The following is a 20,973-nucleotide window of genomic DNA, read 5'->3' as shown; positions in this document are numbered from 1 at the left end:
CGGACAGACGAAATTTAGCTTCCGCGCTACTCTCCTTCGGCGCGGTGCTCCTCCCGCCGCGCGCGTGTTGTCCTTGGGGGAAGAGAACCCGCCCGCGGGTCAACGAGCGGGTTCTCGCGTGCATCACCCGGCGCGCGATGTTATGAGGAGTAGCGTTATGAGTAGCGTCAGTGAGCACGAGCATCTCAATCCCAATGATCCTGAGTACTATGCGCCACCCCGGTTGCGCGAAAGATCGAAGTCACGACTATCCCTTTCGCAAGGAGCAAGATTGGAGCCCATCAGGTCCCCAATCTCCCTTCCCGCCTCGCTCGATACCCAGCTTGAGAACGTGGTTTCCGATGCCTTGCGGCACCCGCTCGGCCCCGAGGTCATTCACGAACCTGCTGGGCTCGCGCGTGAATTTAACCGGCGCGCAGCGCTGATCAGCTTCGCCGCAGCCGTCGGCATTTCGGCGGTCGTGGCGCTGCTCTTCGTCATCATGGGGCCTGCTTCACGGCAATCGGCCGCCGGTTCAACCTCTTCTGAAATCATACGATCGACGAGAACCGCTCTGCCTCAATCCAGGCAAGGAGACGAAGGATCGAAGCCCGCGCTTGCTGAGTTTCAAGCTCTCCTCGCGTCGCCCCCGGCTGGCCAGAATGCGACGCACGAGCAGTCCGAGCAGTTGCTTCAACAGTTTCTGCAATGGCGTCAAAAATCCAACTCAACCGAAACATCTCGATAGTGGGATAACCACACGCCCAATTTGTAAGGAATGGGACAACAGAGCCATTTCGCACAACCGCCGTTTCGCGACACGAGAGCGACGGGTTTTGAAAGGTGCGACGTCTGCTTCGGGTCTTGGCTGTGTAAAAACGCAGCGGCGCGGCGATGGCGCAGAATGAGAATTCCACCAAGTGTCGTTTCTGGTCGTCGAAACTTCGCGGGCTTGTTTGGCGTCGATTGATTTCGGAAAATTATTCTCGTCGTCTTTCGATTTTTCACACAGCCAGGGTCAAGAGCTGTCCTCAAGCAGCGTTGGCGGCAAGTCCGCTCATCCACCTCAACACCGGACATTTAGCGACCGCGGCGGCATGTCGGTTTCGTGCCAAAAGCAGAAGTTGTCGGGATTCTGAACAGGCGCGCAATGCGATGGTTTAATACCGGATGCGATCCGCGCGCGGCCTTACGTCATCCCTTTTGCTGCTCATCCGTTGCGACAAGGCGTCCGTCTTTCACGTCGTAAGAAACTGCGATGTCGCCCGATCGCTCTATGGTGCGCTCCAGCCACCTAATCGATTCATCGATCCAGTATTCTTGGCGCCCGGGCTCAGTCCGCGCCTTTTCACGACACACTGAGGCTTGAGCTATACACGCTGCTTTGCGGTCCATGGCTCACCCTGACTTGGTTGCTGGCCGGGTGATGTCAGCCATTTATTGAGACGCGCCGTGACCTTAACTTTGTTCGACGCTTATTCGCTCGCGCAAGCATATCTCGGCCTTCAAAAGATTGTCTGTTCGGTCGCCGACAAAAAATGAAACTAAGACACTGCCGGATTTGCCAATCGCCGGGGCCGCGACCGGTCGCCAAGGCGGCGGCGTATTGATCGAGAGTGTTTGATGGCGGGCGGATCAAACGGCTCTCAGCAGGCCGCTAAGCCTTGGCGGGAGTTTGCGGCATGGTCCGGCGACCGAAATGAAAGAGGCCGCCAACTGAGGCGACCTACGTTATAATTTTCGACAGGATTTAGGATTAGGAAAAGGGGATTGATTCGACAGATGGTGCTTTATTGGAATGGCAAAATCCTCGAAACTGGTGGCTGCGAAACGCGGACGGGTGCTGCTCGTACGACGAAAGCGCGACGGTCTTTGGATGTTTCCCGGTGGCCGCAAGCGCGCGCGAGAAAGTGCTAAGGATTGCCTGCGCAGGGAGATCAAAGAAGAACTCCCGAAACTCAAACTTGGACGCGTTAGGCTTTGGAAGGAAGTTGAAGCCAAGAACCGTCGTTCAGGCCGGAAAATGAGTGACGCGATCTTCGTCGCAGCGAAAGCCGCCGGTCGCCTGAAAATCGGCGACAAAAAGGAAATCGATAAGGCAATCTGGCGTAAGCCGCGTGGCATTCGTCTCACGCCAACGTCGCGCTACATCAGGGATAAACTCTTTCCTAAATCGAGTTAGGCCAGCGTGACGGCCTTGCCCGTTGCAATTGCTGTCGGTATGCATAAAAGAGGCCGCCAACTGAGGCGGCCTTACTTCCGGGCTACGCGGCCCTCGTCACGCACGAGCGCGCTATATCGGTCGATTTGGCCAGCAAGTCTTGACCAACTAGTAGAGAGATTTCTCAGAACCTCAGCTTCAGCCTTACTCTGAGTTGATTTCATCAGGCGAAGACATTCTGCCGCCTGATCCCGGCAGCGTTGTGCGCTGTCCATGGCGACTCCCAAAGGGGATAAACCCACAAACGTTATAACCTTTAGCATACCCCTAAATTCCCAAGGAATACGTAAGTTCTACTTAGAACACACGGCGGCAAAATTAGGGCTTCGTTAATTCAAAACAGGCCACTGCGAAAATCAAATTAGGCCACTAGGGTTTAAACTAGGCCAGCGCCCGCCACTCCGATAGGAACAGATCGTAAATCTAGAACACTTCCTGAACTTGGCAGGCAGCAAAACAGTCCCGCGGGCCTCATCTCCGTTCCGGTAGAGAGTCGAGGATGGGCGCGGTAGCTTGGGGCCCTTTGGCCAACGCCCCGTCTCCCATCCCCGCTCATCAAACCGGACGAGCCGATTTCCGGCATCCGGCTTTCCGACTGGCTTCACCGCGAGACACGCGACGGCCGGCCGCTCATTGCTGGTGTCGGGCGACGACACCTCGGCACGGGACGGTCTTCGTCAAGCAGTAGAGCTTTCTCTGAAGGTTCCGGATTTTTATCAGGCGTTGTCAGGCTCATCACCAATCACCTTCACCTCTCCATCTTGAAAAGCGCACCAGAAGTCGGGGCCCTTTGCTCCGCCGGCATTACCCAGCATCAACGCTCCTATTGCCCCGTCCGACTCCCGCCGTGACCACCGCCTGATGCGATGCTGAGGCCGCTACCCTCGTCCGCGACGGGTCTCCCCCTGTAACTACGAACCACCCTACCGACGTGCCGTGCCCACTACCCCGGCGGATCGCGTGGGTGCGCGTGTCGATTACTTCCCCACGCGTGCGGCCTTCCCCAAATGACCGGAGGGTCGGCATCCGCATTAGAACTTTCGAGGCCTGCTCGGGCTTCACTTTGTTACGGCCCATCGGATCGCTCAGCAGCCCAAGGCCGCCTTCGTCGCAGGGCTCCGACCCAACCAGTTACCCGGCCGTGCCGCCTGCCAGCTTCCGGACCAATCGACAATTATCCGGGTGAGACCCTCCCTCACTGATAGTTCGCGCCCTCGGGGCGCACGGTCAATCGCGTCGTTCTGGCTGCGTGCCTGTCACTTCCGGTCTGCCCCCAACTCCGGACATTCTCAGCGCCCGTCGGCATGTCTCAAAGGTGCCAAAAGCGGGCCTTCTGTTCCAGTGTGGTGCCCGCCATGGTCGCATGGACATGGGCGGCGAGAGAAAAACGCTTCGGCTTCCTGGACGCGTGGGCGCAATCGTCGCTGGCCGAGATCAGATTTTCCCAAATGCTGCCAAACCTGAAATGGCTGAACGATTGGAGAAACATCTGTCGCGCAGGTTTTCCAATCCATCAAGCACCACGCATCTCGAGGATTTTAGGTGATGTCGGCCATCGGCCGGAATGAACCGAGGGTCGATTTAGCGATCAGTCTCGGCGACGCCACCCAATCCTTCCGAGGATGCAACAGTCTGCCGGGAGCAAGATGCTGCCTTGGGCTTGGTAGCCAGCACCGTGTTGTACGGGTTGCCGAAGACAAATACCTTCGAAGTGCGCCAAATGATCCGTTCCAATTCCACGAATGTGCGCATCTTTAGCCGATACTTCCACAATACCAAGTGTTGAATGAAGTTCCACGTGAGGCCCCAGGCCCAGAACGGCAGTCGTCGATAACGGATCGGGTTGAAGCCGAGTCGGCGCATCTTGTAGACGAGAAGATTGGCGCCGACAAAATTGTAGCGCCAGTTGTCGAAGAAGACGGTGACACTGAGGTAATCCTCTTTACGCCGACAATGATCCAACGACCCCGGTGAGCGGATTAACAGGCTTCCTCCCGGCTTGAGCATCCGCCAGCAGCGCTCCAGCCAAGCGTCCAGGTTTTTGGTGTAGCCGATCGATTCGAGCGCATAGATGGCGTCAAAACTTTCATTCGGGAGATCGAGGCTGTCGAAGTCGGTGATGATCACCTGTCCACGTCCACGCAGTTCTGCAAATTTCCGCCGGCAGATGTCCGCTTGCACGGATGAATTGGTGACGCACACAATTTCGATATCTCGCCGGCTGGCGAGGTAGTAGGCCGCCGCGCCAGATCCGCACCCGAGATCCAACAGCCGCATCCCGTCCTTCGGCTTCAGAAGAACGTATTCAGCTTCGTAGGTACGCGAAAATGCGACGCGGGGGAATACGCACGTGCTGTAGTTCGCTTGCTCGTCGCGATACGTGCCGAACACGTCATCATATGTACGCTTCTCGTCGTCATGCTGGAGAAAGTCGCTCGGCTGCGGTGTCCACTCGATCAGTTGGCGCTGCTCAAATTGATTCAACTCGTGGCCGATCTTGCTCGCGTCCTTGGGTTGAGTCACCAGGAGAAAAAGGACGTAATGAAAAACGTTGTATGCTACGAACAACGCGATGACGATCGCCACGACCAACTGAAACGTCAAAACAATGTCCAAGGTTGCTCCTGTGGCCGCTGAAACGCTCTGAAAGCGATGGAGATCCTCGCGTCGATGAGGAGTCACTGCCAAGCAGTACCGTGCGTCATTATGCGATTTTATGCTCTTCTTGGGGAGCCCAATAAAGGTGGCTCTTGTGGATGATGCAAGAAGGCTCCAGTTGTTCCGCCGGAACGACGATTGATCGGATCGTTTGTCTCCAGCAAACAAACACGACGGCCAGCACATTAGCGCTCCGAGCGGACTCTCCTGCTTTGTATAGCCCCAGGCTATGATCATCATTGACGTCTTTGCTGTGGCTCGCAGAGAGGCTGCCATCCTAGCGCTCAGATGGCGATTTTCTTAGAGAGAGAGGCTCTAGGCGCAGACGAGACGCAGGAATTTCCGCTATGGGATGGTCCGGCCGTGCTCCTGCCCCGCCAGCAAGCGAAGCTGGCAAGGGGCGCCACAGACAAGGAGCACGCCATGTCTCAGACACCCAATACCGCGATGGCCGTGATCGGCATCGATATCGGCAAGAACTCGTTCCACGTCGTGGGCCACGATGCGCGCGGCGCCATCGTGCTGCGGCAAAAGTGGTCGCGTGGCCAAGTGGAAGCGCGGCTCGCCAATATACCGCCTTGCCTGATCGGCATGGAAGCCTGCGTCGGCGCACATCACCTGAGCCGCAAACTTGCATCGCTTGGTCACGATGCCAGGTTGATGCCGGCCAAATATGTCCGCCCCTATAGCAAGGGACAGAAGAACGACTTCAATGATGCCGAAGCGATTGCCGAAGCCGTGCAGCGCCCGACGATGAAGTTCGTGGCGACCAAGACCGTGGAGCAACTGGATCTGCAGGCGCTGCATCGGGTGCGCGAGCGGCTGGTGTCGCAACGCACCGGCATCATCAACCAGATTCGCTCCTTCATGCTGGAACGCGGGATCGCCGTGCGCCAGGGTATCGGCTTCCTGCGCACGGAACTGCCCACCATCCTTGCGACGCGCACCGATGCCCTGTCGCCACGCATGTTGCGTGTCATCGAGGAGTTGGCAGGCGACTGGCGCCGGTTGGATCAGCGCATCGATGGCCTGTCGAGCGAGATCGAGACCGTTGCGCGCCAGGACGCCGGTTGCGAGCGGCTGATGAGCGTACCCGGCATCGGGCCGATTATCTCGAGCGCGATGGTAGCCGCGATCGGTACTGGAGACGTATTCTCCAAAGGCCGCGACTTCGGCGCCTGGCTTGGACTGGTGCCGAAACAGCTATCGACCGGCGACCGCACCATCCTCGGCAAGATATCCAGGCGGGGCAATCGTTACCTGCGCGTTCTGTTCGTGCAGGCGGCTTGGGTCGTGTTGATCAAGCCGAAGATCTGGGAGCGCTATGGGCTCAAGCCCTGGATCGAGGCGGCCAAGAAGCGGCTGCATCACAACGTGCTGGCGATCGCACTGGCCAACAAGCTGGCCCGTATCGCCTGGAGCGTTCTGGCTCGTGGCCGGGCTTTCGAGGTGCGGAAGATGGATGAGGCAGCGAACCAATCTGCCTGATTCCTATTCCACGCCGACGGCAACAGGGACCGCGCAAAATGAGGAGCCCGCGATGACGTAGCCAGATCGAACACCTTACCTGCCGAGGTCTGCGAGAGCATGAGACGAGATGGAGGTTCGGTCTTCCCGGCGCCTGCGAACACTGGTGACCCGAATGGCCCGTTGAGGCCTGTCCGGTAATGAGATCGCACGCGCGCTGATATCCATGATGGCCATGAGCACAACGCTCCAATCAAAGGCCGGATACATTGATGCAAGACCGCTCACCGCCATCGCGGTGAAATCCAGTTGCAACGCACGGCCGGACCATACATTCGGGTCAAAAGCGCCGCTTTGACCGTCGGCCGGTCACTTCCGCTCTACCCCCCGTAAACAGACATACTCTTAGGTCCGCCGGCATGTCTCAAACGTGCCAATTTCGGAATTGGGAGCGTAGTGACGGCGCGCAAGGAGGTCGAGCGCGGCCGCTGCCGCGCGGCCAAACCGCGCCTGACCAGCGCCCGGCGGAACGAACTGCCCAGCAGACCGTTCTTACCAAGCCTTTACCCAAGACCTGAACCAAGGCTTGATTTGTGCCGTGAGGACGAACCGCCCGTATCACTTCATTGTGCATCGGCACAAGAGTGCGCCGCACAATGGTCAGGCGGTCAATTCACAACATTTAGTCTTCCTGTCGCTGTGACATATCTAAGAATAAGGGACCGCAGAGTCTCGAAGCTTGGCATCTGGTCCCCCGAGGTCGGTCGCCGAGGACGAATATGAAACGTGGAATTACCGTTCTGGTTTCGCTTTCCGCGCTGGTGACTGTCGCGTATTTCACCGTGAGCAAATGGGCGATCCGCCACGAAACGCTGACGTTCAATGACCCGGCGCGCGACAACCGTTCGGTCGCGGTCGACGTCGCCGTGCGGCGCGACAAGGAAATGCAGGCGAATGCCGGCATGATCACGCTGCCGGTGGCGATCCTCAACCACGGCAACACCGTCAAATTCTCTGGGTACTCTTTTCTGGCGAACGTCTTCGCCGCCCGCGGCTATCTGGCGGTCAGCATCCAGCATGATCTGCCGACCGATGCGCCGATGGTGACGAAGGTCGGCGAGCTCTATGTCGGCCGTCTGCCGCAGTACCAGCGCGGCATTGCCAACATCCGCTTTGCCGTCGAGGAAATGAAGAAGGTCCAACCGAACGCGGATTATGACCATCTCACCATTGTGGGACACTCCAATGGCGGCGACATCTCGGTGTACTTCGCCAGGATGTACCCCGACCAGATCAAGAAGGTCGTCACGCTCGACAATCTGCGCGTGCCGTTTATGACTGACGGCAGATTCAAGATCCTGTCTTTCCGTTCGAAGGATCCGCGGTTCAAGACCGATCCCGGCGTCATTCCTCCTGAACAGGTCCGTGAGAAGTCTGGCATTACGGTCGTACAAACCGACTACCAGCACACCGACATGAGCGATCGCGGTCCCGACGACGTCAAATCGACGATCCAGGGCATGCTCGATAAGTTCCTCGAAGACGACAGTCCGCTCAAGCCGGTTGAGACAAAAACACCGCCGGCGATGACCGAGCCGGGGCCGGTTGCGCTCTACGCGCCGGTCAAGAACTGACCGCCGAGGCATTACACGCTTCGATCGAAGCAATCGCACCTGCCGTGAGAAGTATTGGCGTGTGTATGGTGCGCGCACTAGACGTTGGGCAATCGCACTGGTCGACCTCAGACTTGGATCCGGCGAAAAGTCCGAGATGGGTCCAACTGAGAAGCAGGCGCGAAAGGTTCGCATTGGTTTGTGCGGGGTCACGAATGGAATGGTTTGCAGGCACCGCCACGCGTCTAGAAAAGCTTTTCGCGATACAAGCTATGCCAACAGGAGCCGAACGATGAAAAAGCACCTTTGTTTGGTTTGTTGCGCGCTTGCTGGGATAACAATCCTGCATTTCACCGCATTTGCGGAGACTGCCAAGCCAAACTCGACCGCCGCCGCCCCTGCTGCCATCTCCGCACCACTCAAAACAAACGGACAAAGCTCGGAGAAAACTGCGAAGGATTGCGACGATGAATGGAGAGCTGATCAAGAAGCAATGATGAAACACGGTATGACTGAAGATTCTTATGTGGAACAGTGTAGCGTGGCAGATGACGTACCGGCTATTCCTTCGGAAACGAAGACGAACGCCGCTCCGTCGGCCGCACCCAAATAAATCAGCTGGCCGCTAGAGGACAGTAGCAGCTCATGTGTGAGCACCATGCCTATCTGGCGCTTGGTTGCGTGTTACTAGGAATGCTTTCACTGCGTCAGCCAACGCTTTGCGCCCCCTTCCTGAGAAGTCAGATTCTGACCCGAATCGATCTCGCGCGGCGTAGCGCGGCGAAATGCAGCCAAGTCAAACCGATGCTGCGAATACAAGCCGGAAGTCACCCTGCCGGGGGCCGCCATCGGCTCAGCAGCCCATATCGAGCTATAGTTCGTTTGGAGCATTTGTAACCCGGGCAAATAACGCGACTCCGCCGAGCACCGGCGGCACGATAAAGCATCAGACCCCAACTCGTGCCCAGAGGACCGCAGCCGCAGCGCATCCGGCGGCAAACATAGCCCGAGCGGCAGACGCCTGTCGCACATTCCGCAGAAGTGCCAAGAGCCGCCATTTGGGCACCGGCAACGAGGGTGAAGTCGCCGCGCGCAAAGCGCCGAGTGGTGTCATCGACCGCACAGATGATCCACAAATGGAATTTCCGCATTGAGGCCCATGGGCTCCGCCTCCTGATCCGCCATATCCCGGACTTGGCAAGCGCCTGAAATTAGGAGCAAGGCGATCAACTCTGTGCGAGCGCCAATTCCGGGGCGGCTATTTATGACACTTTTCGCGTTATGATACTGCTCGCGATGAGGTGAACGACTCTAAGCTGGAAAGGCGCGACAAGATTTCGTCCTGCAATTCGCAATTGGTGTGCGCTGATGTTCGAGCATGTCACTGTTGATCGCGGTCGCCGCGCGCTATTGGGCGCCGCAGGAGCGCTCATCCTCCAAGGGGTGCTCCAACCGACGACCGCATTGGCTCAGACGTCCTCTGGCTCCAAGATGAAAATCGGCATTATCGGCGCGGGCCATATCGGCGGCACCATCGGCGAGCTCTGGGTCAAGGCAGGCCATCCGGTCTTCTTCTCCTCGCGTCATCCAGAGGAATTGAAAGATCTCGTTGCGCGGCTTGGCCCTCTCGCCCAGTCCGGCACGGTCGATCAGGCGATTGCGTTCGGCGACGTTGTCTTCCTCGCGGTGCCTTACGGCGCGCTGCCGCAGATCGGGAAAGACTACGGCAAGTCGCTTGCGGGCAAGATCGTGCTCGACGCCGACAATGCCGTGGCGAGCCGCGACGGCGCCATCGCCGACGAGGCCGAGCGCGACGGCATCGGAGTTACGTCGCAGAAATATCTGCCGGGCACCCGGCTGGTGCGCGCCTTCAACACGCTCTCCTACATGATCTTTGCGCGCGAAGCGAACCGTCCCGTCCCCAGGCTCGCGGTACCGATTGCCGGCGACGATCAGGAATCCGTGCAAGTTGCGGCGGGACTGGTGCGCGACGCCGGCTTCGATCCGGTGGAGGTCGGCAAGCTCGCCGATGCGCGACGCTTCCAGCGCGGCGCGCCGGGATATGGCCAGAATGTGAGCGCGGCTGAGCTCAAGCAGAAGCTGTCGCTGGCGCCATGACTTTTCTCGTGGGCTGGTTGCAGCGCACGGTGCCTGCTACGGCGCAAGAACGTTCGGCTGCGCTGTGGTCCTTCGCTTATTTCTTCACGCTGCTTGCCGGCTACTATGTGTTGCGGCCGATGCGCGACCAGATGGGCATCGCCGGTGGCGTGAAAAACCTGCCGTGGCTGTTCACGGCCACGTTTCTCAGCCTGCTCGTCGCGCAGCCGCTCTACGGTGCGCTGGTGGCGAGATTGCCGCGGGTCAGGTTTGTTCCCATCGTCTACCATTTCTTCGTCGCCAACCTGGTTCTGTTCTGGGTGCTGCTGATTTTCGACGTAGAAAAGGTGATCGTCGCACGGGTATTTTTTGTCTGGGTCAGCGTGTTCAACCTGTTCGCGGTGGCGGTGTTCTGGTCATTCATGGCCGATCTGTTTACTGCCGAGCAAGGCAAGCGACTGTTCGGGTTCATTGGCGCCGGCGGCACCGCTGGAGCCCTGCTCGGTCCTGTCCTCACGATCTGGCTGTCGGCGCCGCTCGGCCCGGTCAATTTGTTGATCACGGCCGCCGTCTTCCTCGAAGCAGCCGTGTTTTGTGTCCATCGCATTGAACGCGCGGCGGACGCGCGGACGGAGGTGGATCCTCGAGGCCAGCGCGTTGGAGGCGGCGCCTTCGCGGCACTGCCCGAATTGATCCGATCGCCCTATCTGCTGGGCGTGGCCGCCTGGGTCAGCCTGCTCTCGTTCGGCGCGACCATTGCCTATTTCGCGCAGGCCAACATCGTCTCAGCGTCGATCCACGGCGCAGCGAACCAAACGCGCCTGTTTGCGGGTATCGACCTCGCGGTGGGTCTGCTCAGTCTGGCGACACAGGTTTTTGCCACCGGCAAGTTTCTCAAGCGCTTCGGCACCGGCATCGCAGCGGCGGCTCTGCCCACCGTTTACGTCGTCGGCTTCGCAGCGGTGGCGATCGCACCGGTCCTGTCCGTGGTGGTGACGCTGCAGGTCGCGCAACGCTGGATGAACTTCGCCATCGCAAATCCGGCACGCCAGGTATTCTTTACCGTGGTCGCGCGCGAGGAAAAATATAAAGCCAAGAATTTGATCGACGTGGTGATCTATCGCGGCTCGGATGCGTTGTATGGCTGGGTCTACGACAGCCTGCAGGCGCTGGGGTTGAAGCTTGGCGCGATCGCGCTTTGCGCGCTCCCCGTCGCGGCGGGCTGGCTTATTCTCTCAACCGCGCTGGGGCGAACGCAGGAGCGTCTCACAACGAAAACGGTCGACGAAGGAGCCCCCAGATGACAATCCGGATAACTCGCCGAGACTTCGCTGCCGCACTCGCCGGCGGATTTCTGGTGTCGTCCAAAGCCACTGCTCAAACCGAGACACCGCTCCTCACCCGTGCAATTCCCGGCAGCGGCGAGCGTATTCCCGTGGTCGGCCTGGGCACTGCCGCTGTTTTCGACGAGGATGACGAAACGACCCGGCGCAAGGCCGATGCCGTCGTACAGGCTTTGGTCAAAAATGGCGGACGGCTGATCGATACCGCATCGACTTATGGCGATGCCGAAAGTGTATTGGGCAAGGTCATGGCAACTGCCGGCTTGCGCGACAAGGTTTTCATCGCCACCAAGCTCGAGTCGCCCGATACTGAAGAGCTTAAGCGATCATTGACTCGACTGAAGACCGAAAAGCTTGATCTGCTGCAACTCCACAACGTCAGCAAGAAACAGCAATCGCTCGAGCGCTTCAGGGACTGGAAGCAACGAGGCGTGTGCCGCTATATCGGCATCACTTCAACATTCCGTGGCGACTATCCCGCGGTCGAGGCTGTGCTCAAACGCGAGAAGCCTGATTTCGTCCAAATCGACTATTCACTGGATAACCGCGGCGCCGAGAAAAGCATCCTGCCATTGGCCGCCGAAGTCCGGGCCGGCGTGCTGACCGCGGTGCCTTACGGCAACGGCCGATTATTCCGCGCCGTGCGCGGCAAGGAACTGCCGGACTGGGCGCGGGGGTTCGCGAACAGCTGGGGACAGTTTTTCCTAAAATATCTATTGGCTGACCCGCGGGTGACGGCAGTGATCCCGGGAACCGCCGATGCCGGCCACATGGCGGACAATGCCGGCGCGATGCGCGGCCCGTTGCCCGATCCTGATCAACGTCGTCGAATGATCGAGTTCGTCGAAACGCTTTGATCGATGATCGATTTGCCGGCATTAACGTATGACTCTACCAAACTCGGACCTCGGGACGGTCTGAGTTAGGTCCGTTCCCCTAATAGCGGACATGCGGGGACTACAGCCGTAAGTCCGTTTGGTGCCAACAGGCGACATTCTTACGTTCACTCGATCACCTCGTCAGCGCGTCCAAGCAACGGCAACGGAACGGTAAGGCCGAGCGTCTTGGCGGTCTTAAGATTGAGAATCAGCTCGACTTTCGTGGACTGCTGGACCGGCAGATCGGCAGGTTTTTCGCCGTTGAGAATCCGACCCGCATAGCGGCCACCTAGGCGAAGCGCTTCAGTGACGCTAGTGCCATAGCTCATCAAGCCGCCGGCAATCGCAAACTCGCGAAGGGTATAGATCGCTGGCAATTTTTGACGTGCTGCCAGTTCAACAAGCTTGGCGCGCCGGCTGATGAAGAAAGGTTCAACGAGGACCACGAGTGCGTCCGCACGCTGTTGAACCAGCGTGGCAAAGGCTGCCTCCAGCTCGCTGTCTGTGCCGGCCTCTACGACTAGTAGTTTCTGCCCAACAGACTCCGCCGCTACGAACGCATTTTTCGTGTTGGTTTCGGCATCCGCAATGGTCGGGTTCACGAGGAAGCCGATCAACGCTGCCTTCGGAACCATCTCGTGCAGGATCTCAAACTGTTTCGGAACCAACGTACTAATCAAGAAGGTCACGCCAGTGAGGTTGCCGCCAGGCCGGTTGAGACTGGAGACAAGTCCCAACTTGATCGGATCGCCACCCATTTCAAAGACGATCGGGATGGTTGAGGTTGCCGACTTGGCGGCCACGGCCGAAGTGACGCCGCCTATCGCGAGGATCAGGGCGACCTCGCGACGAACCAGCTCGGCCGCGAGCGCCGGCAGCCGCTCGTTATGATTCTCTGCCCAGCGATACTCGAACGCGACGTTCCGTCCTTCCATGTAACCGGCTTCGGCAAGGCCCTGTCGAACTGCGGCCACACGAAAAGCATCGGACTGCGGCGACCCCGCGCCGAGCAAACCGACCACTGGTAATGTCGGTTGCTGCGCTCGTGCGGCGCGCGGCGATGCAGCGGCGATCCCAAGAAGCGCAATGAACGCGCGTCGTTTCATCTTCCCCTTGGTCCTTGAAGCCTAGCACTTTGCGAGGGGTAACGAGTGAGAAATTGGCCCAACTTATGGTCAGGCACGATGTCCGGTGTGGGTCAAGAGCGTCGTTCTGACCATGTGCCGGTCACTTCCGGTCGACCCCGATAAGCAGACATTCTGAGCGTGCGTCGGCACGTCTCAAAAGTGCCGATAGTGTTGCAAAAGTCCCAGAAAGCCCTGCGGCTGATTTTCCGCCAAAGGAAAAAGGCTTTTGCAACACTATCTGCCATGAGCAGACTCATGCGGCGCAGCAGACAGGAGGTCTATTCCCCTTCGAGGAAGTGTCCCAGGGCCTTTAACGGGCGCAACCTATCAGAAATGATCTTCAGGATGGCCAGCATGGGAACGGCCAAGATCGCCCCAAGCACGCCCCACATCCAGAACCAGAACACCAGCGACAGGATGATCAACACCGGATTTAGCGTGAAGCGCCGCGCAAGCAACATGGGCGTCAGTGTTTCGCCCTCCACCAGGTGAATTCCAAGGTAAATGGCCGGCGGCAGCAAGGCCAACCATAAGCTTTCGAAGCTCAGCATTCCGACGAGCACGAAGATGCAGACCCCGAATAACGGCCCTATAATTGGAATGTAGTTGAGCAGGAAAGCTGTGACGCCCCACAACAAGGGGTCTCCCAGGCCGCAAAAGTACATCGCAGCCGCCGTTGTGACACCCACCGCGGCATTCATGGCCGTAATCGTCACCAGATAGGCGGATATGTCCTCTTGGATCTGCTGAGAGATATCGACGGCTTGCCGCTTGTTGCTGAACGTCGGCAGGATTTCAACGATGCGTCGAAGGAATATGTTGCCGGCCACCAAAAGAAAGTAGAGCACCAAGACAGTCGTAAACAGGCCATCGAGTACGGAGCGTGTCCCTGCGAAAAGTGCGCCCGTTATGCCAAGATCGCGGCGAACCGAAACGATAGAACCACGGCCAGGGGGAGCGTCTGCAGCCTGCTCGGCCTGTTGGATTATCTTTTGCAAAGCTTGGATTGGCCCTTTTATAACATCGAGGTGCGCCTCCAGGCGCGGGATGCCCTCGGGCAGCCGCTCAGCCCAGGTCGCGGCCGGTACCGATAATGCCGCCACGAGACCTACAAGTGCTCCAATGACCAGGAAGACGGTCAAGAGCGCTCCGACAGCGCGAGGCACACGCACACCCCCCAACAGACGGACAGCGGGTTGAAGAAGGAGATTCAACACCAAAGCGAGCACGACGGGAAGGATGACCGAGCTTGCAACGTAGAGCGCCGCCAAGGCACCCAACGCGAATAAACCACCGAGAAAGAACGTCCGCGGATCGGACGGCAGCGGCATCTCCGTCTCGTCGGCGGCCTCCGTCGCCGCAGCATGTGCCTCTGTCGGGTGATCGTCCGAGACGGGCGCCAAAGAGGGACGCTCCGGTGGGGGTGCCGCGGCAACCATTGGGTTTTCCCTCCGAATGGGATCGTGTCGTCCCTTCGGGTGTGACGATCATACCCGCTTTAGCCGATCCGGGCTCGTCCCGAAGATGAGTACACGGGTCCATTGGCCTTGTTAGGGCGCGGGATGGTTCGGGCACAACAAGTTGGGGAGGTCAGCGTCGATGATGTCGCGCGCAAATGCGCGGAGCTCGGACTAGCCGACGGCGAAATCATGACTGGTTCGGGTCGTTGAAGGTCCGGAGCCGCCAGGCGCGCAAAAAGCCGCCCGGGCATGACTCCGTGCGGCTTCGTACGCGACTGCCGGTTTCCCAGTTCCGCCGCCGCCATCATAAACTGGCGAGCGGCCCAAACGTTCCGCGCCACAAGCAAAAGCCGCCGCGCGCCTGCACTACCGGCCTGCGCTGGCCGAAATCTCGTCATTCTCAATTTCGTCCGCGCGCAATTGGTATTCGTCGGCTTGCCTGCATGGGCTCACCTTCAAAACAGGATCGGTGCTGTCGCGCGCGAGGCGGCGGCATCTGTCGGCCTGTTCTCTAAAATACGATTGCTCCATCGCTCCGCTCGTATTGCAGGCGGTCTTACTTCTTTGGCGCTAGCCAAGCCTCAGTCACGGCACTGTCGATGATGTGCCGTTCGCTCCTGTCGCATTGAGGGCACCCGTAGGTCCGCAAATCTTGACCCGTGTTGCTTGGCTCAATTGCAGTGAGTTTCATTGGAGAACCGCAAGCCCAGCATTGTGGACCTTGGTTTTGTTTGTCGAGCATGTGTTGCTCCCCTTAGTTCGGAGCCCTGAGTTCCCCGGTAAGCCATCCAGCGGAGGCCGATTTCATGGGGTCGCTCGCAACGACTTCGTTTTTTGCGGAGTCGCAGCTAGGGCATTCGAACAGGCGATGCTCAAAGCCGATGGGACCCGGACTGATGCTCGCGAGCATCATGCGCGACGTGCAGTGCGGACAGCGCGGGCGCTCAATCGGCGTGAGTTGCGGGCTAGGCGTGAATTGATACTTTGACATAACGCTTCCCCATTGTTGGGCGGGAGCGCAAAACTCTCGGTCACCGGTAACAGCCGAGGGCGGGCGGTGATGGAACCAGAATGCTCTTCCGAGTTCCGGAATCGCTGGTCAATATTGCTCACTTCCCGAAACTTAATCGAGCGGAATATCGGCGCGCGGTTGAGCTTTCCCTCCCTTGAACAAGCCGCAAGTGTGGCCTCCAAACCAAACCTTAGCTCGACTACTTCTTGCCGTGCTCTTCCATGTGAGCCTTGGCGGCTTCGTCTATTTTGCGTGGTATGCGCCTGCTTGCTGAGTCCGAATTGGGTCAAACTGAGAAGAACTCAATACGAGCATATGTTTTCCGGGTTGCCCCTGCTAGCGGACATTGGTGTCTGGTACTTACGCGATTGAGGCAAAATGCCGGGTCGCTCCATGAGCGTCACGCCGTCGCGCGCCGTTCGGTAGCATGTGCAAAGGTAGAATACCTTCCTCGCGCGTCAGTTGGTGCTCCCGAAGTCTTTGAAACGCCGCAAGCCGCTAGTCTTTTTGGGCTTGCAGTTTTCAAGCCGGGAATTTTGACTTCCCGAGCGAACGCCAAGGGGAGCGTGCCATGAGTAATTCAGGGAATACCAGTTTGGCATCGGTGACGGGCCGTGATGAGTTCATCATCGCCGAAGCTCTCGCCACCGCGTTGATCGCGCTAGAGCAGCTACCCGATGTCCGTCAGCCGACGCGCAACATGGCCGACATGAAGATGTTGTTGAACAGCCTCTCTATCCTCCGCCGGAGGTGTCTCTGCACCTGACAACTGCGAGGTGGCGCTTCATCCCCAGCGCTCGCCCGTTCGGCGCTCAAGTCCGGGCCTAAAGTGGCGGGCAGCACGGAACCATTCGGACCGCCCGACGTTCATGGGCGATGAGAGCTTTGCTGTCAGTCCTGATTTTTGTGTTGTCGCTTTGCGTTGCTCACGCTGAAACAGGCATAGCGGCCTTCTATGGCGGGGGTCGCACCGCAAGCGGCGAAGTGTCTGGTCCGAATGGGCTAACTGCGGCTCATCGCACCTTGCCTTTTGGGACGAAGGTCCTTGTTACAAACATGCGCAACGGCCGGACCGTCGTGGTTCGCATCATCGACCGAGGGCCATACGGTCGCGGGCGCGTCATTGATGTGAGCCGCGCCGCGGCGCGCGAACTCGACATGATCGGAAGTGGTACGACAAGCGTCAGCATCGTGCGTCAGTAAGGTTGACGCCGACCCTCAAGATCGTACACGGTAAAAAAGCTGATCAGGCGCGTGCAAGATCGTTTGGACAGAGGCCCATCAGTCAAGGGGGTCGTGTTCAAACATCGACGACAGCGGGACATTCAACGCTTTGCATATCTCGAAAAGACGCGCCGCGCTGACGCGGTTCTTACCACTTTCGTATTTCTGAATTTGTTGAAATGAAACACCCAGCTTTCTGCCAAGCTGCTCTTGGCTGATGCTGAGTGCGAGCCTTCTCCCGCGCATTCGTGCGCCGATGTATTTGTCGACAGCGCTTGAGCTTCTAGGCGCGAACTTTTTCGGTTTTGCTCGTTTCACAGCCTTATTCATCATTTACGAGTTGGAAATAGCAATAACCTTGAAGGGCAACGTCGCGAGCCGCGTCTGAATGAACAGGAGATTTTCCCGCGGGCATAGCATCCAGTCTTTGCGCTTCAAACGAGGCGGCAGCCCGGCGCCGGGCATAGTCGCCAAGCGTAAGGTTCGATCAGCAGTCCCCCGATACACATCATAAGCAATCTGTCGATCATCTATCGACGATAGCAGTGCAACGAAAGGACGCAATTGCATAAGCGGTTTAACGTTACCCCTTAAGGGTTGCGCTGCGGCCATTTACGGAATTAGCGTTTGCGGCCATTACCGCGTGGGGGATGCGGTGTCCTAGCTAGGTCCGTTCATCCCTCAACAGCGGACATCCGGCGACTGCATCGGCATGTCCGTTTCGTGCCATGAACAGACATGGCCTCAACCATCGCGTTAGCGCCGACCGCCGCTGCAAAGCGTCCTAATAAATCAGGCCAGTGCCGGCCGGTTTCTCTAGCGCGGCGGCCAACGACCGATACTCCTCGCAGCCCGTCCCGCAAATCGCCGCGATCCGACTCAAATGATATTGCGCTTGATCGCGGTTGCCCTGCTCGATCTGCCACAGACCGTAATATTGCCAGGTCAGCACATGGTTCGGATCTGCTTTCAGGGCGCGCTCGTACCAGACTTGCGAAAGCTTGTAGTCGCCGAGCTTGCGATAGGAGTAGCCGATCAGATTGGCGACATCTGCGTTGTCGTCATGGCCGAGCGCCTTTAGCTGCTCAATCGCGCCAGCATAATCGTTGCGGTCATAGATCGTCGCGTGGGCAGCGCGGTACCCATGAGCGAAGGCGGGGTCGTCGAAAAGGGACTGCTTGGCTTTCTTGGCCTTGGGGGCGTGAGTGGCCTTGGTGCCCGACCGCTTCGGGTATGACGAAGGCGGATAAGCGGAGCGTTGGTCCATCCCGCTATAGTTTGCCTCACCGCCACCTAGATCGCTGCCCCCGGCCGCAACAACCGGAGTGACCGAGAACGCAGCGATCAGCGCAATCGAACACGTTGCCAGCGTCACAATCCTGATCATCAAGTTGGTCATAGGAACCTCCTGCATGCTACGCCTTCGAGCTCCCAATCCAGCCGAACGTGTTAACTCCGGCTTGCTTCAAACATTCCTGGAAAGGTATTCAGAAAAACGAGATTTAGTGTAACAGCGATGTTGTCTTATAAGCAGGTCAATGTCCGCAACGGGTCAAATCGCGTCGGTTTGACGATGTCCGAGCCACTTCCGCTTTACCCCTCATAACCGACCTTCGTCAGAAGGATCGGCACGTCCGTTTCGTGCCAATAACGGACTGGCGGCTTTCGTGATCGCCAGAAACACGACATTGATCGAGTAAGTCGCGTGGACCAGCGCCGTGTGCCGATAGATCAATCGGCCGTGGGGCCGATCGCCTCGCCGAGTCTATCGCGTCGTCACATCGGCGGCTTCACGCCCTCAGCGCCGATCACGACCGCGGCGGCTTCCGAGCCGTCCTTCTTCATAACGATGAAGACCTTGCGCCCAACTGCGAGCTGGTCGGCCGGTGCCTTGTCAAAGGCGACAACCGTCGCGCTCGTTGGGATCGTGATCGTCTGTTCTCCGCCTTTATAGTTAAGCATGAGCACGCGGTCCGTTCCGACCTCCTCGACCTTAGAGATATTGGCGTTGGTCATCATGTTCGGCTTGGATTCAAGATCCCATGGATAGTGCCCCTCGGCCAGACCGCGCAAAGACTCATCAAACACATGAACCTCGCGTGCGACGCGCTTGCCGTCCTGCTCGAAAGACGTGATGCCGACGAACTTGCCAGACTGGATGGCGCTCATGTCGGCCTTCGTCACCAGAAAAAGGCCAGCGTCGTTGGCGAGTTTGATCGATACAGTTTCGCCCTTGGCGGTTTGAACGCTGATCGTTCCGTCCTTCGCGGCGGTCAGCGTGCCGCGGATATGCGCCTGCGCGAAGGCTGGCGCGGAAAGCAGCACACCAACAAGAACCGTTGCGGCTGCAATCGGTACCCAAAGAGCTCGAGACATGAGCATCTGATTTCACTCCCTTTGGCGCTCGGCAGACAAGGTATGCCCCACTCCAACGATTAGAACGCGGGCAATTGTGGCGACCTAATCTGGTCACTTTGAAGACGTCGCGGCTAGATCGAAGGAACTTTGGAGGTCGCTGATGGTCGCGGTAGGGACGAGGATTTCTCCTCGCCCCCCGCACAGATCCCGGCGTGCGCTGCTAACGCACCGGGCTCCTCCCTCGGGTTCTGGCGTCGTGCGATGAACGATTTAGTCACGCTCGTCGCCCGACGCGCAGCCATCATTCGGATCGACGCGGCATTTCGGCTCAGTGTCCGAACCGCGGCCGCCTAACGGCTGTTCCCCTTGGGTGAGGCCCTTCCCTCCACGACTTCCGCCGAGAGTTGCCTCCCCTTGTTCAGTCGCTTCGCAGGTACTATGGCCTCATCCGACTTCTCATCCACGTACATGCTCGGCGTGCGGCTTGTCGCCTTCCCGAGCCGGCCCGGCACACGAGTCCGGGCATGGATGAGACCTCCCAGGTTCCGTGCAAAGAACTTCTCCACGTGCACAAGGTCTCCGACTGCGCGAGGTTCTTCCCATGCAAGCCATTCGCTATGGGACGATGTTGCCTTCTCTTTCTCAGAATAAGATCGGCACCTCGGAATTAGACCCGTTTCGCAGCTCAATACTTGGCCCGTGGTCTCCCCTGTGAACGCTTCACGTCGGCCCTCGCGGGACGCCGCGCATCACTCGGGGTCGGGGCGGATGGCTAGTCCTTACCCCATGGGGGACTTTCACCTCCTATTCTTTGCCAGCTTTCCTGGCGCACTCCGAGAAGGGTCAATCGCACCGGTTTGACCGTGTACCGACGACTTCCGCTCTACCCCCATGAACAGACCTCGCCACCGACTGTCCGCATGTCTCAAAGGTGCCAAAACCGGAAGCCAGAATCATTAGAGCCGTGCAGGCCTGCCGTCTGCCAGGAGGCTCAGTTCCCCGCTCGTGGTGAACGGTCCTGGTCAGCTTGGGGCGCGTTGGCTGCCGTCAGGGCGTGGCCCCGTCGAAGCAGATAAATCGAAACCACAAAGATCAAAATCAGCGCTCCCAGGACACCCAGCTCTACAATTGAGGAGCGGAACAACATCTCGCCTTCAATCGAGGCGAGGCCCTCCGAGGTCACTCCGGATGACTTCAGGGTGATGACGAGCACGTTTCGGATCGAAGCGATGAGCCCTATGATCAAGAATGGCTCGGGAGTCAACGCACCCGAACGGACCGAACCTCGGACGGTATGCAGGATCTCAATCAGCATAAGTACGAACATCAACCGATCGACGATAAGGAATATCGCGCTGGTGCCGCTCCAGTCGCGCATTCCCTCCCACAGCAGGAGCGTTGCACTCCCGAGCGTCAGCAATGCCGTCACAGACAACAATATGCCGAGTGCTACATAGACGACGAGCTCGATGCGCAGGAACAGTCCGGTCGAAAGCCGGATAGTACGATCTTTTTCAGAGGGTCCGCTGGCCATCC

Annotated in this window: 18 protein-coding genes; 11 read left to right on the top strand and 7 right to left on the bottom strand. The window is 58.6% G+C overall.

Going from position 1 to position 20,973, the window contains the following annotated elements:
- Nucleotides 1-157: 157 nt before the first annotated feature.
- The 3 genes from B5526_RS00155 to B5526_RS37225 all read left to right on the top strand — a co-directional run bounded on the left by B5526_RS00155 (nucleotide 158) and on the right by B5526_RS37225 (nucleotide 3,768).
- Nucleotides 158-727: a hypothetical protein gene (locus B5526_RS00155; RefSeq protein WP_154071039.1), complete on the top strand. Its 570-nt coding sequence runs from the start codon at nucleotides 158-160 to the stop codon at nucleotides 725-727.
- A gap of 1,050 nt (nucleotides 728-1,777) precedes the next feature.
- Nucleotides 1,778-2,161, top strand: a complete 384-nt coding sequence (locus tag B5526_RS00150) for an NUDIX hydrolase (RefSeq protein WP_079535960.1) — start codon at nucleotides 1,778-1,780, stop codon at nucleotides 2,159-2,161.
- Nucleotides 2,162-3,555: 1,394 nt separating this feature from the next.
- Nucleotides 3,556-3,768, top strand: a complete 213-nt coding sequence (locus B5526_RS37225) for a hypothetical protein (RefSeq protein WP_154071038.1) — start codon at nucleotides 3,556-3,558, stop codon at nucleotides 3,766-3,768.
- Between the two features lie 13 nt (nucleotides 3,769-3,781).
- Here the strand turns inward: B5526_RS37225 and B5526_RS00140 are convergent, their stop codons facing one another.
- Nucleotides 3,782-4,816, bottom strand: coding sequence for an SAM-dependent methyltransferase (locus tag B5526_RS00140; protein WP_079535957.1), 1,035 nt, complete (start codon nucleotides 4,814-4,816; stop codon nucleotides 3,782-3,784).
- Between the two features lie 465 nt (nucleotides 4,817-5,281).
- On the opposite strand from B5526_RS00140, the gene B5526_RS00135 reads away from it, so the two are divergent.
- The 6 genes from B5526_RS00135 to B5526_RS00110 all read left to right on the top strand — a co-directional run bounded on the left by B5526_RS00135 (nucleotide 5,282) and on the right by B5526_RS00110 (nucleotide 12,235).
- Complete coding sequence (locus B5526_RS00135; protein ID WP_079544574.1) at nucleotides 5,282-6,346, top strand: IS110 family transposase; 1,065 nt, start codon at nucleotides 5,282-5,284, stop codon at nucleotides 6,344-6,346.
- A gap of 758 nt (nucleotides 6,347-7,104) precedes the next feature.
- Complete coding sequence (locus B5526_RS00125; RefSeq protein WP_079535953.1) at nucleotides 7,105-7,959, top strand: alpha/beta fold hydrolase; 855 nt, start codon at nucleotides 7,105-7,107, stop codon at nucleotides 7,957-7,959.
- A 271-nt stretch (nucleotides 7,960-8,230) separates the two neighbouring features.
- Nucleotides 8,231-8,551 carry a hypothetical protein gene (locus tag B5526_RS37220; RefSeq protein ID WP_154071037.1) on the top strand — a complete coding sequence of 107 codons (321 nt, stop codon included), beginning with the start codon at nucleotides 8,231-8,233 and terminating at the stop codon, nucleotides 8,549-8,551.
- A gap of 755 nt (nucleotides 8,552-9,306) precedes the next feature.
- A complete protein-coding gene (locus B5526_RS00120) occupies nucleotides 9,307-10,056 on the top strand; it encodes an NADPH-dependent F420 reductase (protein ID WP_079535952.1) in 750 nt (249 codons plus the stop codon).
- A complete protein-coding gene (locus tag B5526_RS00115) occupies nucleotides 10,053-11,339 on the top strand; it encodes an NTP/NDP exchange transporter (protein WP_079535950.1) in 1,287 nt (428 codons plus the stop codon). The genes B5526_RS00120 and B5526_RS00115 overlap by 4 nt, the downstream gene beginning before the upstream one ends.
- A 53-nt stretch (nucleotides 11,340-11,392) precedes the next feature.
- Nucleotides 11,393-12,235 carry an aldo/keto reductase gene (locus tag B5526_RS00110; protein WP_172841933.1) on the top strand — a complete coding sequence of 281 codons (843 nt, stop codon included), beginning with the start codon at nucleotides 11,393-11,395 and terminating at the stop codon, nucleotides 12,233-12,235.
- A 146-nt stretch (nucleotides 12,236-12,381) separates the two neighbouring features.
- Here the strand turns inward: B5526_RS00110 and B5526_RS00105 are convergent, their stop codons facing one another.
- Entirely contained in the window at nucleotides 12,382-13,362 is a 981-nt protein-coding gene (locus B5526_RS00105) for an ABC transporter substrate-binding protein (protein ID WP_079535946.1), read from the bottom strand.
- Nucleotides 13,363-13,661: 299 nt separating this feature from the next.
- Nucleotides 13,662-14,714, bottom strand: a complete 1,053-nt coding sequence (locus tag B5526_RS00100; protein WP_244562155.1) for an AI-2E family transporter — start codon at nucleotides 14,712-14,714, stop codon at nucleotides 13,662-13,664.
- Between the two features lie 1,712 nt (nucleotides 14,715-16,426).
- On the opposite strand from B5526_RS00100, the gene B5526_RS00090 reads away from it, so the two are divergent.
- Entirely contained in the window at nucleotides 16,427-16,621 is a 195-nt protein-coding gene (locus B5526_RS00090) for a hypothetical protein (RefSeq protein ID WP_079535942.1), read from the top strand.
- 110 nt (nucleotides 16,622-16,731) lie between these two features.
- The gene (locus B5526_RS00085) at nucleotides 16,732-17,058 is read left to right on the top strand and encodes a septal ring lytic transglycosylase RlpA family protein (RefSeq protein WP_079535940.1); all 327 of its coding nucleotides are present in this window, start codon (nucleotides 16,732-16,734) and stop codon (nucleotides 17,056-17,058) included.
- Nucleotides 17,059-17,136: 78 nt separating this feature from the next.
- Here B5526_RS00085 and B5526_RS00080 read toward each other — a convergent pair whose 3' ends face one another.
- From B5526_RS00080 to B5526_RS00060, 4 genes are all read right to left on the bottom strand, one after another.
- The gene (locus B5526_RS00080; protein WP_172841932.1) at nucleotides 17,137-17,397 is read right to left on the bottom strand and encodes a helix-turn-helix domain-containing protein; all 261 of its coding nucleotides are present in this window, start codon (nucleotides 17,395-17,397) and stop codon (nucleotides 17,137-17,139) included.
- 466 nt (nucleotides 17,398-17,863) lie between these two features.
- On the bottom strand, nucleotides 17,864-18,478 hold the full coding sequence (locus B5526_RS00075; protein WP_079535937.1) for a tetratricopeptide repeat protein: 615 nt from the start codon (nucleotides 18,476-18,478) through the stop codon (nucleotides 17,864-17,866).
- A 377-nt stretch (nucleotides 18,479-18,855) separates the two neighbouring features.
- Complete coding sequence (locus B5526_RS00070) at nucleotides 18,856-19,461, bottom strand: hypothetical protein (RefSeq protein ID WP_154071036.1); 606 nt, start codon at nucleotides 19,459-19,461, stop codon at nucleotides 18,856-18,858.
- A 967-nt stretch (nucleotides 19,462-20,428) separates the two neighbouring features.
- Nucleotides 20,429-20,971 carry a phosphate-starvation-inducible PsiE family protein gene (locus B5526_RS00060; protein WP_197688401.1) on the bottom strand — a complete coding sequence of 181 codons (543 nt, stop codon included), beginning with the start codon at nucleotides 20,969-20,971 and terminating at the stop codon, nucleotides 20,429-20,431.
- Nucleotides 20,972-20,973 lie beyond the last annotated feature (2 nt).

Source organism: Bradyrhizobium lablabi (genome assembly GCF_900141755.1).
GTDB classification, from domain to species: Bacteria; Pseudomonadota; Alphaproteobacteria; order Rhizobiales; family Xanthobacteraceae; genus Bradyrhizobium; species Bradyrhizobium lablabi_A.
The sequence above is the reverse complement of the archived record's forward strand: the minus strand, read 5'-3'. Positions and strand labels throughout refer to the sequence as shown.